This window comes from Enterococcus sp. DIV1304_2, from assembly GCF_050555445.1.
GTDB lineage: Bacteria > Bacillota > Bacilli > Lactobacillales > Enterococcaceae > Enterococcus_B > Enterococcus_B pernyi.
Genome location: NZ_CP187851.1, coordinates 636,809 through 650,635, shown reverse-complemented (window position 1 = coordinate 650,635; position 13,827 = coordinate 636,809). Strand labels below are relative to the sequence as shown.

The 13,827-nt window shown below is 39.9% G+C and carries 13 protein-coding genes and 1 pseudogene; 4 read left to right on the top strand and 10 right to left on the bottom strand.

The window, feature by feature from the left end; translation table 11 throughout:
• The first annotated feature begins 226 nt into the window (after positions 1-226).
• The gene (locus IGJ14_RS03100) at positions 227-1,336 is read left to right on the top strand and encodes an ABC transporter ATP-binding protein (RefSeq protein WP_010736134.1); all 1,110 of its coding nucleotides are present in this window, start codon (positions 227-229) and stop codon (positions 1,334-1,336) included.
• Positions 1,337-1,429: 93 nt separating this feature from the next.
• Here IGJ14_RS03100 and IGJ14_RS03095 read toward each other — a convergent pair whose 3' ends face one another.
• From IGJ14_RS03095 to IGJ14_RS03075, 5 genes are all read right to left on the bottom strand, one after another.
• Complete coding sequence (locus tag IGJ14_RS03095; protein ID WP_019722490.1) at positions 1,430-2,056, bottom strand: hypothetical protein; 627 nt, start codon at positions 2,054-2,056, stop codon at positions 1,430-1,432.
• A 251-nt stretch (positions 2,057-2,307) separates the two neighbouring features.
• On the bottom strand, positions 2,308-3,192 hold the full coding sequence (gene rsmA, locus IGJ14_RS03090) for a 16S rRNA (adenine(1518)-N(6)/adenine(1519)-N(6))-dimethyltransferase RsmA (RefSeq protein ID WP_195274183.1): 885 nt from the start codon (positions 3,190-3,192) through the stop codon (positions 2,308-2,310).
• The gene (gene rnmV, locus IGJ14_RS03085; RefSeq protein ID WP_066025111.1) at positions 3,185-3,754 is read right to left on the bottom strand and encodes a ribonuclease M5; all 570 of its coding nucleotides are present in this window, start codon (positions 3,752-3,754) and stop codon (positions 3,185-3,187) included. The genes rsmA and rnmV overlap by 8 nt, the downstream gene beginning before the upstream one ends.
• The gene (locus tag IGJ14_RS03080) at positions 3,747-4,523 is read right to left on the bottom strand and encodes a TatD family hydrolase (RefSeq protein ID WP_023519222.1); all 777 of its coding nucleotides are present in this window, start codon (positions 4,521-4,523) and stop codon (positions 3,747-3,749) included. The genes rnmV and IGJ14_RS03080 overlap by 8 nt, the downstream gene beginning before the upstream one ends.
• A gap of 136 nt (positions 4,524-4,659) precedes the next feature.
• Complete coding sequence (locus IGJ14_RS03075; RefSeq protein ID WP_010736139.1) at positions 4,660-5,982, bottom strand: APC family permease; 1,323 nt, start codon at positions 5,980-5,982, stop codon at positions 4,660-4,662.
• 168 nt (positions 5,983-6,150) lie between these two features.
• On the opposite strand from IGJ14_RS03075, the gene IGJ14_RS03070 reads away from it, so the two are divergent.
• A complete protein-coding gene (locus IGJ14_RS03070; RefSeq protein WP_195274186.1) occupies positions 6,151-6,744 on the top strand; it encodes a hypothetical protein in 594 nt (197 codons plus the stop codon).
• Positions 6,745-6,785: 41 nt separating this feature from the next.
• On the opposite strand, the pseudogene IGJ14_RS03065 reads toward IGJ14_RS03070, so the two are convergent.
• Together IGJ14_RS03065 and metG are read right to left on the bottom strand one after the other, a co-directional pair.
• Positions 6,786-7,028 (bottom strand): annotated as a pseudogene (locus tag IGJ14_RS03065) (Fic family protein); the annotation flags it as partial.
• Between the two features lie 142 nt (positions 7,029-7,170).
• The gene (metG, locus tag IGJ14_RS03060; RefSeq protein ID WP_010736142.1) at positions 7,171-9,180 is read right to left on the bottom strand and encodes a methionine--tRNA ligase; all 2,010 of its coding nucleotides are present in this window, start codon (positions 9,178-9,180) and stop codon (positions 7,171-7,173) included.
• Positions 9,181-9,457: 277 nt separating this feature from the next.
• On the opposite strand from metG, the gene IGJ14_RS03055 reads away from it, so the two are divergent.
• Positions 9,458-9,736: a hypothetical protein gene (locus IGJ14_RS03055; RefSeq protein ID WP_010736143.1), complete on the top strand. Its 279-nt coding sequence runs from the start codon at positions 9,458-9,460 to the stop codon at positions 9,734-9,736.
• Positions 9,737-9,827: 91 nt separating this feature from the next.
• Positions 9,828-10,649: an NUDIX domain-containing protein gene (locus IGJ14_RS03050; RefSeq protein WP_010736144.1), complete on the top strand. Its 822-nt coding sequence runs from the start codon at positions 9,828-9,830 to the stop codon at positions 10,647-10,649.
• 142 nt (positions 10,650-10,791) lie between these two features.
• Here the strand turns inward: IGJ14_RS03050 and IGJ14_RS03045 are convergent, their stop codons facing one another.
• Genes IGJ14_RS03045 through IGJ14_RS03035 form a run of 3 tightly spaced genes read right to left on the bottom strand, consistent with a single transcriptional unit; the run spans position 10,792 to position 13,822 of the window.
• A complete protein-coding gene (locus IGJ14_RS03045; protein WP_062805593.1) occupies positions 10,792-11,799 on the bottom strand; it encodes an RNA-guided endonuclease TnpB family protein in 1,008 nt (335 codons plus the stop codon).
• Between the two features lie 12 nt (positions 11,800-11,811).
• Positions 11,812-12,765, bottom strand: coding sequence for an ABC transporter ATP-binding protein (locus tag IGJ14_RS03040; protein ID WP_010736151.1), 954 nt, complete (start codon positions 12,763-12,765; stop codon positions 11,812-11,814).
• The gene (locus IGJ14_RS03035; protein WP_019722498.1) at positions 12,740-13,822 is read right to left on the bottom strand and encodes an ABC transporter ATP-binding protein; all 1,083 of its coding nucleotides are present in this window, start codon (positions 13,820-13,822) and stop codon (positions 12,740-12,742) included. Before IGJ14_RS03035 ends, IGJ14_RS03040 begins: the two co-directional genes overlap by 26 nt.
• Between the last annotated feature and the right edge of the window lie 5 nt (positions 13,823-13,827).

Genomic DNA, 13,827 nt, shown 5'->3' with positions numbered 1-13,827 from the left:
TTATTTCCGAAGGAGTTACTTCTGGAACACCGTTTATTCGCTTTTAAGGATAGAAACAAAAATGAATTTTATTTTTGTCTCACTTTCCACGCACTTTCCAATTATTTTGTACACATTGACGAAAGTTCCTACGAATTCTTGTTCATTGTGACATTGAATATAGATAGCGCTTTCAACTATACTAAACACATCAAATAAAAGAAAAAAAGAAAGCGTGGTTTGTACGATGGTAGAAATGGCTCTGAAAAATGTATACAAGAAATATGACAATGCAGAAAACTATTCTGTTACTGACTTTAACTTGGCAATCAAAGATCGCGAATTTATCGTATTCGTTGGTCCTTCCGGTTGTGGGAAATCAACAACTCTACGAATGATCGCTGGTCTTGAAGATATTTCCGAAGGAGAATTGAATATCGGTGGCAAAGTAATGAACGATGTTGCTCCTAAAGACCGTGATATCGCGATGGTATTCCAAAACTATGCCTTATACCCTCACATGACGGTATTTGACAACATGGCGTTTGGTTTGAAATTGCGTAAATACGATAAAGCAGACATCCAACAACGTGTAGAAAATGCTGCGGAGATCCTTGGGTTGACTGAATACTTAAAACGTAAACCTGCTGCTCTTTCAGGAGGACAACGCCAGCGTGTCGCTTTAGGTCGTGCCATCGTACGTGATGCAAAAGTCTTCTTGATGGATGAGCCGTTGTCAAACTTAGATGCCAAACTACGTGTAGCCATGCGTGCCGAAATCGCGAAGTTGCATCAACGCTTAGAAACAACAACCATTTACGTTACCCATGACCAAACAGAAGCCATGACGATGGCAGACCGTATCGTCATCATGAAAGATGGATTCATCCAACAAATCGGTTCACCAAAAGAAGTTTATGACACACCAGTCAATATGTTCGTTGCTGGCTTCATTGGTTCACCTGCCATGAACTTTTTCAACGTAAAATTAAGCCAAGGCGTTATCTCAGATGGTCATGGACTAAAATTGAGAATCCCTGAAGGCAAAAATAAAGTACTAGTTGAAAAAGGTTATGAAGGAAAAGAACTTGTCTTTGGTATTCGTCCAGAAGATATCCATAGTGAACAAGTTGTCTTGGATGCCTCACCAGAAACTGTTGTCAATTCAGAAGTCGTTGTTTCAGAATTACTAGGCGCAGAAACCATGCTTTATACTCGCACTGGAACAACTGAGTTCATTTCAAAAGTTGACGCGCGTGACTTCCATAAACCAGGAGAAATGATCGACCTTGCCTTCAATATCAATAAAGGCCATTTCTTTGATAAAGATACAGAAGATGTCATCACGATCCCATAAACGAAACAGAACTTGATGATACGTAAAAGACCCAACGATCGTTCGATCTTGGGTCTTTTTTTGGTTATTTTTCAGTCTTTATCTGTGACATTGCTAAACGACTTTTTTGATCGTTCCTTGTACGATCTCTTTCTTTTGCTGTTTCTTGGCAGCAGTGAAGACGGGTACATCAAAGAATTTGCTCAATGTTCCGGCAATGAAATAAGCAATATTATAATCCACCAAACTATGGATCAAGCCACCGATCCCCATCAAGATGAATACCGTATAGAAGTAGCCTTCTGCATAGTAGGTTTCCGGCATATTCCCAATGAAGAAGAAGACACTCACCACTAACATTTCGATGATCGAGTGAATCACGCCGATCAATAAGTTAAACCCTTGAAAACGCCAGTTCATTAATGTGAATTGCCCGTCTTTTAAGACGATCCCTGGTTTTTTTTGTAAATACCATGCACCGATTAGAGCGAATACCAAATGAGACAATGCACGAAGCGCAATAATCACAGGTGTCGTCAAGAAGAAGCCAAATGTTGTACCTAGCGCCACTGCCACAGCTACACCGGGTGAAAAAAACATTGCGATAAATAATGGCACATGTGAAGCTAGTGTAAATGAAGCAGGCGGAATTACGATCTTAGGCATGATCATCGGAATAAGAACGCCCATCCCGATCAATAAAGCGGAAATTGTCAATTTTCTTACAGAATTTGTTTTCATTTTTTTACTCCCTTGATGTGTCTTGACACATTTGTTTTGACCTATTGTACCGCTAACTTTCTAATGTGTCAAGACACATCAAGAGACACAAGGCGCCTGAAATACCACCCTCTTTAAAATCCAAGAATTTGATCTTGGAACTTGTTTCCTAAAATAGTCAGGCATCACTTGAAGAATACCCAAAATGGTTTTCTCAAGTGATGCCTTCAGACTTAGAGCGAAAAGACTTTTTCAGCCTTCTATTCCTCATTTTATTTTTTTAGATGTTCCATAGCATTGCTCAAAGCAGCAAATTCTTCTAAAGAAAGTGTTTCTCCTCGTCTTTTCGGATCGATTCCTGCCTCCGTTAGACTTTCAGTTAACCAACTTTTAGTTGCTTCGTCTTTCCCATAGGCATGTTGCAAATTATTCCATAAAGTTTTTCTACGCTGTTGAAACGCAGCCTTTGTCAAACGGAAAAAGGCTTTTTCATCCGTTACGGAAACTGCTGGTGTTGCGCGTCTTGTCAATTTCAAGATCGCTGAATCCACGTTTGGTTGTGGCACAAATACTGTTTTTGGCACAATAAACGCCAAACTTGCTTCCATATAGTATTGCACAGCGATCGATAAAGAACCATATGCTTTTGTTCCCGGTTTGGCTGAGATGCGATCAGCGACTTCTTTTTGCATCATCACGATCATTTCGTCAACCACAACGTCTGATTCAAGAAAGTGCATCATGATCGGTGTCGTAATATAATAAGGCAAATTAGCCACCACTTTCAATGGTAACTGCTCGTTGAATTGAGTATTGACTGCCTCTGCTAAATCAGTTTTCAAAATATCTTGGTGGATGACTGTGACATTCGGATAAGGTGAAAGGGTATCTGCCAAGACAGGAATCAATCGATCGTCGATTTCAAATGCGACTACTTGTTTGGCATGACGCGCGATTTGCTCTGTTAATGCACCAATTCCTGGTCCTACTTCAATGACATTAGTCTGCTGATCGATTTGACCAGTTTCAATGATTTTCCGAAGGATATTCGGCTCTGTCAAAAAATTTTGTCCTAAGCTCTTCTTAAAAGAGAAGCCGTGCTTCAATAAAATTTCTTTTGTTCTAGTGGGTGTTGCAATATCCCGATATTCACTCATAATGATCCTCCACTTTTTCCATTGCCTGCTTAAACTCAGTTAACGTAATTCGGAACATGTTCAATCGTTTTTCCAATTGTTTTCCGTTCGTATAGCCGATGCGTAATTCATCACCGAGCATCTCACGTTTTTCTTTTGCATGTGCTCCGGCAATCAATCCATATGCAACCAGCATTTGTCTAGTGATCTCCGGCGCTTGGGTCTCATCATCGACTGGCGTAACGACTTTTTTCAACGCTTCTAATATCGCTTCATCACTCGCATGTTCGACCCCCAAGCTTCCCTTTTTTTTCGGTACGGCTTGGTTCCTTGGCAAAAATGCATGTTTTGCTTGTGGTACCACTTCCATAATCGTTTTACGGATCTTCTCACCTGAGAAATCTGGGTCCGTAAAAATAATGATTCCCCTAGTTTCCTGTGCATGTTCGATCTGCATCAAGATTTCTTCATTGATCGCTGAACCAATCGTTTCTATCGTGTCGGCTTCAACCACTTCTTGTAGCCTTCTCGTATCGTCTTTCCCTTCGACAACAATGATTTCTTGGATCTTTAACTTAGTCATGCTCTGATAATCCAAATAAATGATGGGCGTTTTTCCATGTTTGTGCCGCTACTTCTTCCATTGGTAGTTGACGAAGTTCAGCGATCTTTTCGACTGTGTAACGAGTATACCCTGGTTCATTTCTTTTTCCTCGATAGGGCACTGGCGCTAAATAAGGAGCATCCGTTTCCACTAATAGACGATCCATTGGGACGTTTGTCGCTGCTTCTTGCACATCTAACGCCTTTTTGAATGTCACGACACCACTAAAAGAAATGTGCATCCCTAAATCAAGGAAACGTTGTGCCCATTCATAATCACCACTAAAGCTATGCATGATTCCACCAATATCACGAATGTCTTCTTCTTTTAACACCTTATAAGTGTCTTCCAAGGCATCTCTCGTATGGATACTGATCGGTAGACGCATTTCTTTTGCGATGGCGATCTGTCTTCTAAAGATTTTATCTTGGACTTCTTTGGGATCTTCCATCCAATAATAATCCAGTCCGATTTCACCTAAAGCAACCACTTTTGGTAAAGTCAATTGTTCTTGTAGTTTATTTTCGATTTCTTTCGTATAGCTACCAGCTTCTGTAGGATGCCAACCGATGATGCTATAAATGTTTGGGTAATCTTGACTAAGCATCAAGGACTTTTCGATCGTCGGTGTATCAAATCCTACGACGGCCATTTTAGTCACACCTAGTTCTTCTGCACGCTGGATCGTTTCAGGAATATCATCATTGAATTGTTCCGCGTTCAAATGAGTATGAGAATCAAATATCATCTTAATCTCTCCTTTTCATTCATTACTTTAGCATATATGTAGGCGTTAAAGAAGTCTCAAAGACTAAAAAACAAGATATATTATGCAAAGAAAGACAAGAAATGACTTGATTCACTTCTTGTCTTTTCATTATCAGTTAGTTACTTTCAGTTTGTCTTTTTTTGTAGTAAAACACAGGTACACCTAACAATGTGACTAAGATTCCGATCAATGCCAAATTCGTTTGTGTGATCAGTGTCATCCCTAAAATAAAGATGGCTCCTAAAATCGCAATGATCGGTATCACTGGATAAAGGGGTACTTTGTATGGACGAGGCATCTCTGGGGCTTTCTTTCTTAAAATAAATACGCCAATAAAAATCAATAAGCTAAATAGCCACATGACAAAAATCAACATATCTGTCAGAAAATCAAATGAACCCAAGCTCATCATGATACATGCAATCGCTAGTTGGAACAATGCAGGTACATAAGGAACGGTGAATTTTTTTGAGAGCTTTGTCAACTGGTTACTGAACGGCAACTCATTTTCTAATGCCATTGCATATGGGACACGAATCCCAGTCAACGTATAACCATTCAGTGCGCCGTAGACAGAGATCAAAATACCGATCGTAACGATTTTCCCTCCTAGTTCACCGAAGATGACCGCTGACGCATCAGATGAAGCATTCAAGTTCCCAGCAATTTGATCAATCGGTAATGTTTTTAAAAAGACGAAGTTGATCAATAGATAAACGAATGTCACAAAACTCAATCCTAAAATAATCGCTTTTGGTAGATCCTTTTCTGGACGTTTCATTTCTCCAGCCATGGCTCCGACACCTAACCAGCCATCGTAAGCGAATAGTGTCGCCAACAAAGCACCACTAAGTCCTTCTGCCCATGAAACACCTTGTCCGGCTTCTACTGGAAATAATTGAACAGTACCCTGTCCGGGTGTCAGAAGCCCCCAAATAATGATCACTGCAATTGGGATCAACTTGACTACCAATGTAATCGATTGAACGTACGCACCAACTTTGGTCCCTAACAGATTCAATCCAGTGATAGAAAGTGCTGTAATAATAGCAATCACTAATAAATAATCAGGAGATAGCTGTAAGAGATTGATCAGCTGTGTTGCAAAGATGATCGATAATGCCGCAATGTTGGCTGGAAAATAAATCAAACTTTGTGCCCAGCCTAACAAAAAACTTGGTAACTTACCGTAAGCTGCTTCAATATACTTGACCGCTCCACCTGTTTCAGGAATGGCAGTGGCTAATTCAGCGACTGTTAGCCCCGCACAGATCGTTAAGAATCCCCCTAACAACCACGCGAGTAACGTCAAACTTGTTGATTGTGTACTTGCCACTACCGCTGCTGTTTTAAAAAAGACGCCGGCGCCGATCACAGTTCCCATTACTGTGGATAATGCACCAAACAAATTGATCTCGCGTTTTAATTTCCCCTTCATCCTCTTCCTCATTTCGTATTTCTTTTTTATTTTTTTCAGTATAACCGAGAACTTTTCATTTTACCATTCTTTTCAGAAATTTGTAGTGAAAATATCCCTCTAAAGACGGATGTATTCTTGTCTTACTTCTTATAGAATGAAGCTACTTGAAATGTCAGGAGGTACCCTATGGATTTTCAATCGATCGATCCAAAACTAGCATCTTATCTAAAAGATAAAGGTACTACTTTCTTTCCCCAAAAAGAACAAAAACAATCCAAGCTACATTGGTTATTGTTGATTTTATTTGGCTGGCTAACCATTGCGACATTGACACAGCAATTGCTATTGATGGCTGGTTTTCTTCTCATTGCCGCCTTGATCAAAGGGCCTGGGATGTTGTTGTGGGGAATCGTCTATTCCTTTCTCGTCGGCTTGTTTCCGCCCATTGCTTTTTTACTATCGGTCATCTTTTTACTATTAAATGTTCAAACGATCGTCAAAAATTGGCGCGTCACGATGGTCGGGATTTTTTTCTACGGCTATCCTTTAGCCATGAACGCCTTGCGCCACTTGACTGATTGGGATACAAGATGGTTCTTTGCGATCAGCTTGCTCCTAGGGCTGGTGATCCTTCACTCGCTATTGACCAAGATTTATGCACGTTACGGCAATAGCCGCCTGATTGCTTGGTATATTCTATGTATTCCATTTTCAATCGTCGCAGCATTATTGCCAACGAAAGTCAAACAACGGCTAAAACTAAAAAGAGTCGGACGATGATTATCATCGCTCGACTTTTTTTAATTATCTATAAAGCTATTTTATTGATGAACCGATCCTGTGAATTTCATTTTTTTTAAAAACTGTTCATACATATCTTGACTCATACCTAAAGTATCCAGTAAATAATTATTCTCGGTTCCCCAATTACCTAAACCTCTGTAATAGAATTCACGATCGACATCTTTGATCACGAAAGGCATGATATTGTGCTTCAAGCATTCTTTGAACATCAGCAAACGTCCCATACGTCCGTTGCCATCTGCAAACGGGTGGATTCGTTCATATTGTCCACCCTAAAACTGAATAAACGGTGTTGGCACAACCTCGTTACATTTACTTTTACAGATTCACATAAAAGTGATCCTATAAAAAAAAGAACTATTCTAAGCTTATTTGCTTAGAATAGTTCTTAACAATCATTGATTAGCCAACTTCAGAACCGTTTGGCATACCTTTTGGTGCTTCGATCACTTGTAATGAACCATCAGCTGCTTCTGCTGAAAGGATCATTCCTTGACTGATCAGCCCGCGCATTTTGCGTGGTTTCAAGTTAGCAACGATCACTAATTTTTTGCCGATCAATTCACTTGGATCAGGATAAAATTCGGCAATACCGGATAAGATTTGACGGTCTTGGTCATCTCCTGCATCTAGACGGAATTGCAATAATTTATCTGCCCCTTCGACTTTTTGGCAGTTGATGACTTCTGCTACTTTTAATTCGACTTTTTCAAATACATCGAACTTGATTTGTTTTTCTTTAGTCGAAACAAGCTCTGTTTCTTCTGGGTCCCATTTGACAGAGTCCTCATTTGTTTGAGTGCCTTCTGACATTTTTGCTTGGATATACGCAATTTCTTCTTCCAGCTCTAAGCGTGGGAAAATCGGTGTACCTTTTGCAACGACTTTTGTCCCAGATGGGAATTCACCGAAGTGTAATCCTTCAAGGTTCATCGTCTCGGCATCCAACCCTAATTGATTAAAGATTTTAGTTGGTGTTTCTGTCATGATCGGTTGTAAGAGGATCGCAGTGATACGTAGCGATTCAGCTAAGTGGATCATCACGCTCTCTAACTCTTTTTTCTTCTCTTCGTCTTTTGCTAAGACCCAAGGTTCTGTTTCATCGATATATTTGTTGGCACGAGAAATCAATACCCAGATTTCGGCTAAAGCAGTGTTGAATTCCATTTTTTCCATTGCGTCATGATAACGACCAACCACATTCGCAGCAGTTGTTGATAACTCACTGTCAAACGGTGTCACTAATGACGCATAGTCAGGAACCATGCCATCACAATATTTATTGATCATTGCAATCGTTCGATTCAAAAGATTCCCTAAGTCATTCGCCAAATCGTAGTTCACACGTGACACAAAGTCTTCTGGTGTAAATACGCCATCTGAACCAAATGGTACTGCACGCAATAAGTAATAACGCAAAGCATCTAAGCCATAGCGTTCAACAAGCATCTCTGGATAAACGACATTGCCTTTCGATTTAGACATCTTGCCGTCTTTCATCAACAACCAGCCATGTCCAAAGACTTTCTTTGGCAATGGGATATCTAATGCCATCAACATGATCGGCCAATAGATCGTATGGAACCGAACGATTTCTTTTCCAACCATATGGACATCTGCAGGCCAATATTTCTGGAATAATTGATCGTCTTCTGAACCGTAGCCCAGTGCGGTGATGTAGTTCGACAACGCATCGATCCAGACATACACTACATGTTTCGGATCATTTTTGACATTGATTCCCCAGCTGAATGTCGTACGTGAAACTGCTAGATCTTCTAAACCTGGTTTGATGAAGTTATTGATCATCTCATTTTTACGTGATTCAGGTTGGATAAACTCTGGGTGTTCTTCGTAGTACTCTAACAAGCGATCTGCATACTTACTCATACGGAAGAAATAAGACTCTTCCTTGACTAGCTCAACTTCATGACCACTTGGCGCTTTCCCGCCGATCACTTTGCCGTCTTCATCTTTGTATACTTCTGCAAGTTGAGTTTCTGTAAAGAATTCCTCATCTGAGACAGAATACCAACCTTCATATTCACCTAAGTAAATATCGCCTTGTTCAAGCAAACGATCAAAGATTTTTTGAACTGCTGCTTTATGATAATCATCAGTTGTGCGAATGAATTTATCGTAGCTGATATCTAATGTTTTCCACAGTTTTTTGACATCTGCAGCCATTTTGTCTACATATTCCTGTGGCTCTACGCCTAATTCTTCTGCTTTTTTCTCGATTTTCTGTCCGTGTTCATCTACCCCAGTTAGATAAAACACATCAAAGCCCATCAAACGTTTATAACGTGCAACAGCATCACATGCAATCGTTGTATAAGAATTGCCAATGTGCAGTTTGCCACTTGGATAATAGATGGGCGTAGTGATATAAAAAGTTTCCTTTTCTGCCATGGGGTACTTCCTCCTTTATCGCATGGTGCGAATTCGTTTCCTTGCTAGTATACCATAAAATGAATACGCTGTTAGCTTTTTTTGATAACTCCCGAAATGTAAAGATGTCCTTTCCCTTCAAGAAAACATTTATAAAGAACCTACGTTATCGTGATGAACCACTTCCTTCTCTACCCACACTCTCGCTCCTTTTTCTTCAGGATCGTCTACTCTCTCATTTTTACTTTACAAACATGCTATAATAAGCAATATCATATAAGAAAAGGTTTTGAGACTAATGACAAAAAAACACAAACGAATGATTATCAGCATTGCTTTACTTTCTCTCATCCATCTATTATTTAGTTTTTACTATTTACATCTGTATGGTTATTTCAATCTACATGGGCAATTAAATACTTTTCTTTTGCTCACCTTGATCCTTCGAGTGATCCTAGCAGGGTATATCGTCCTCTGTGGCTTTTTCGCCATTCGAGAAGAAAAACAGAAGCTTCTCCCTTTTTATTTGCTTTTCTTCCTATTTAATCTACTCTTACCGTTTCTTTTTCAACTCTGAGTTGGATTTATTTGTCTAGAAATCTTTGGTTTTCAGGGAGATTCTGCTACAATAAAGTAAAAAGTACCTTAACATAATAGGAGGTGAGAAAGTGGAACATTTTCATTCAAAAGAAGAAGAAAAAACATATTATGAACAAGAGGCCTCTGAAACTGATTTCTTATCTTGGTACCAAGACCAAGAACGTCCTGAATATGAAAAACCTTCCTTGACCGTCGATATCGTTTTACTCTGCTACAACAAAGAAGAAGATCAATTAAAAGTTTTACTTATCCAACGTAAAAGCCATCCTTACCGAAATTCTTGGGCACTTCCCGGAGGATTCGTCCAAAAAAATGAATCGACTGGTGCCAGCGTCTTGCGAGAAACAAAAGAAGAAACAGGCGTCATCATATCCGAAGAAAATATTGAACAACTGCATACCTTCAGTACACCGAATCGTGATCCTCGTGGCTGGGTCGTGACAGTCAGCTATCTCGCCTTTATCGGTGAAGAACCTTTGATCGCTGGAGACGATGCCAAAGAAGTGCAGTGGTTTTCACTTGAACGCAATGCAAACAAACTGCATTTATCGAGTGGGGATGTAGCAATCACTCTAGACTTGACGACGAGCGAGTCTTCTGGCAAAGACACATTAGCCTTTGACCATAGCGAGATCATTGTCAAAGCCTTCAACCGTGTCGTCAACAAAATGGAACATGAACCACAAGTACTTCAAGTGCTAGGAAAAGACTTCACGATCACTGAAGCACGCAAAGTATTCGCTAAATTCTTAGGGATCGATTTTAAAATGATCGATCATTCCAATTTCAAAAAAGCTATGTTACAATACTTCGATGAAATCGGTGAACGTCCTGTCGGTATCGGACGTCCCTCAAAGATCTATCAATTAAAACCTGGACATACAGAATAAAAAAAGGAGAAGGGCACGAATGCTCTTCTCCTCTTTTTTGGTTTGTCATAATTAGTGAGCTTCTCTGAAAGAAATTCCTAGAAACAAAAACAATAGATGTTTTTTATTAGCAAGGCGAACCCTGGCGCCCCTACCAGTTTTTTTATTCAAACAGGACTTGTTTCCCGATTTCAACTAATTCCAGACTCTTTTTATTTGTGGAAGGATCTGTTTGTTCTTTCATATCGATCAATACTAACTTTTTGCTATACCATTGCGATTTATATTGGAGCTTTGCTAATAGCTTATGCCAGTCTTGGATAGAAAAATCACCTTCCGGACAATCTGCTGAAATCGATTCGACAAACAAATAATCATAATGACGGATCACTGTTCCTGAAATTTGTTCTAAATAGTCTTCTCGTTGAAATTTTTGTTTTAAATAAAGGTCTTTGATTTTCCTTTTTTGCTTTTGATAATTTTTTACTCTTTCAACGTGTGTGCGTCGATGCTGTGCTGATCGTCCTTTGATCACAAGCTTTCTCTTTGCCCGCAGGAGTTGTTGATCAACTTGTTTGAATTTAGGAATCGTAATGTCAAGTGGTGTGGACATCTCCACTAGACGATCTGGATCATAGGCTATCCCGATCCATTTATTTGACGCTTTCATCGTCTTTTGGGGAACTTCACAGAGCAAGGAAACATAAAAGATCTCGTTGTATCGAGATGAGATCGTTGCTGAACGAATCGTTCCTTCAATCGGACGATGTGCATGGATGCGAATTTTCTCTTTTAGCTTTGGCAATTTGAGGTATGTTTCTTCTAAATAGATGGTTCCTTTTTGATTATTCGTCGTATACGACTGCCAAATACTTTTTTTATTTTTTAGTTTGGGGAAGCTTGCGCGTCCTTTAAAATAATTACGAAATGCACGATCCAAGTTTAATTGGGCATTCGCTAAGGCTAAACTATCGACTTCCTTTAAAAACGGATATTGCTTTTTTAAAGAAGCTGGTGTCAGCGTATAATCAATCTCTTGTGTTTCTAAATAATACGCCTGTCTGGCTTTTAATAAATGATTGTAAGTGAAACGCACACAACCAAATGTTTGGATCAACCACTGTTTTTGTGAATCAGTGGGATAGATTCGAAATTTAAAGGCTTTTAGCATCGGCTTCTCCCCCTAGTTTGCGACTAGCAAGGCTTCTTTCTGCCGTTTTAATTTTTTCGCATAATAAGCAACTTCTTGTTCTGTTGCATATACAAAATGTTCAGGAGCAATTTCTCTTAACGTGCGGATTTGTCCATCATCTGGTTCAGGTTGATACTTGATCCGGCGACGTTGGCGTTCATGATCAGGGTCAGGCAATGGAATCGCTGATAGTAAACTTTCCGTATATGGATGCACTCCATGATTATAGATTTCTTCACTGGTTCCCATCTCAAGCAACAAGCCATTGTGCATCACACCAATACGGTCACTGATATGTTTCACCATGGATAGATCGTGCGCGATAAACAAGTAAGTCAATCCTTGCTCTTTTTGTAAATCTTGTAAAAGATTGACCACTTGGGCTTGGATCGATACGTCTAAAGCAGAGATTGGTTCATCACAAATGATAAACTTCGGATTGACTGCTAATGCTCGTGCAATCCCGATCCGTTGGCGTTGTCCCCCTGAAAATTCATGAGGATAGCGTGTGCCATGGCTGGGATTTAAGCCAACTGTTTTTAGTAACTCGTTGACTTTTTCTGCACGTTCTTCGGGTGATTTAGCTAGTCCGTTGACATCGATTCCTTCTGCAATGATATCTCGTACTTTCATTCTTGGATTTAATGAAGCATATGGATCTTGGAAAATCATTTGGACTTCATGACGAAACTTTGTCATGGCTTGTTTGCCTTTTAATTTCGTCACATCTTGCCCATCAAATAAAATCTCGCCACCCGTTGGTTCATTCAAACGGATGATCGTTCGACCTGTGGTTGACTTTCCACTACCAGATTCGCCAACTAAGCCGAATGTTTCTCCTTCATAGATGTGAAAACTGATATCATTCACCGCATGGACTTCATTTTTCTTTCCTACATTAAAATACTGTTTTAAGCCTTTAACCTCGAGCAGTTTTTTGTTCATTGTTCAATCCCCCTTGGCCATGTGCTTTTTGCTTTTCTTGAAAAATCGCCCAGCGCCGTTGAATCTCTTCTGGCGGTGTCACTTTTGGAGCTTGTGGGGCTAATAGCCAAGTAGCTGCTTGGTGTGTTGGTGATAGTTCGAAAAACGGTGGTGCTTGTTCCGCATCGATTTTCAATGCAAATTCATTTCGTGGATAGAAGGCATCTCCTTTTGGCGGATTCAATAAATCCGGTGGCGAACCTGGGATTGCATATAAGCGGTCATTGCCACTTTCCAATGTAGGCATAGAGCCAAGTAAGCCCCATGTATACGGATGCTGTGGATTGTAAAAAATCTCTTCAGATGTCCCCACTTCAATGATTTTTCCACCGTACATCACTGCTACTCGATCAGCGACATTCGCTACGACACCAAGATCATGGGTGATAAAAATGATCGACGTGTCGATTTTTGATTGGATTTTTTTCAACAACTCTAAAATCTGTGCTTGGATCGTCACATCTAAGGCTGTCGTTGGTTCATCTGCAATCAAGATTTCTGGGTAACAAATCAACGCGATCGCGATCACGATCCGTTGCCGTTGTCCCCCTGAAAATTGATGAGGATAGCTATGGATGCGTTTCTCAGCTTCCGGGATTCCTACAAGATTCAATAATTCTAAAGCGGCTTTTTGCCCCTCTTTTTTCGATACTTTATTATGCTTACGTAAAGATTCTGCTACTTGTTTACCAATCGTCATCGTTGGATCTAATGAAGTCATCGGATCTTGGAAGATCATCGCAATTTCTTTCCCACGAATCTTTTGCATTTCTTTTTCTGTTTTATCAACAATGTTTTGTCCTTTGAATAAAATCTCACCAGAATCGATCGATGCGTTACTTGACAGTAAACGCATGATACTTCTAGTCGTTACAGATTTCCCACTACCGGATTCGCCAACGATTGCCAATGTTTCACCTTTGTTCAAATGAAAATCGACGCCTCGGATTGCTTGGACTTTTCCAGCATAGGTATCAAAGGAGATTTGTAAGTTCTTTACTTCAAGAATTTTCGTCATCGTAC

Bases quoted from the DNA above. Each gene is read 5' to 3' on its own strand.
- IGJ14_RS03100 (WP_010736134.1), top strand. From the start codon at position 227: ATGGTAGAAATGGCTCTGAAAAATGTATACAAGAAATATGACAATGCA.
- IGJ14_RS03095 (WP_019722490.1), bottom strand. From the start codon at position 2,056: ATGAAAACAAATTCTGTAAGAAAATTGACAATTTCCGCTTTATTGATC.
- rsmA (WP_195274183.1), bottom strand. From the start codon at position 3,192: ATGAGTGAATATCGGGATATTGCAACACCCACTAGAACAAAAGAAATT.
- rnmV (WP_066025111.1), bottom strand. From the start codon at position 3,754: ATGACTAAGTTAAAGATCCAAGAAATCATTGTTGTCGAAGGGAAAGAC.
- IGJ14_RS03080 (WP_023519222.1), bottom strand. From the start codon at position 4,523: ATGATATTTGATTCTCATACTCATTTGAACGCGGAACAATTCAATGAT.
- IGJ14_RS03075 (WP_010736139.1), bottom strand. From the start codon at position 5,982: ATGAAGGGGAAATTAAAACGCGAGATCAATTTGTTTGGTGCATTATCC.
- IGJ14_RS03070 (WP_195274186.1), top strand. From the start codon at position 6,151: ATGGATTTTCAATCGATCGATCCAAAACTAGCATCTTATCTAAAAGAT.
- metG (WP_010736142.1), bottom strand. From the start codon at position 9,180: ATGGCAGAAAAGGAAACTTTTTATATCACTACGCCCATCTATTATCCA.
- IGJ14_RS03055 (WP_010736143.1), top strand. From the start codon at position 9,458: ATGACAAAAAAACACAAACGAATGATTATCAGCATTGCTTTACTTTCT.
- IGJ14_RS03045 (WP_062805593.1), bottom strand. From the start codon at position 11,799: ATGCTAAAAGCCTTTAAATTTCGAATCTATCCCACTGATTCACAAAAA.
- IGJ14_RS03040 (WP_010736151.1), bottom strand. From the start codon at position 12,765: ATGAACAAAAAACTGCTCGAGGTTAAAGGCTTAAAACAGTATTTTAAT.
- IGJ14_RS03035 (WP_019722498.1), bottom strand. From the start codon at position 13,822: ATGACGAAAATTCTTGAAGTAAAGAACTTACAAATCTCCTTTGATACC.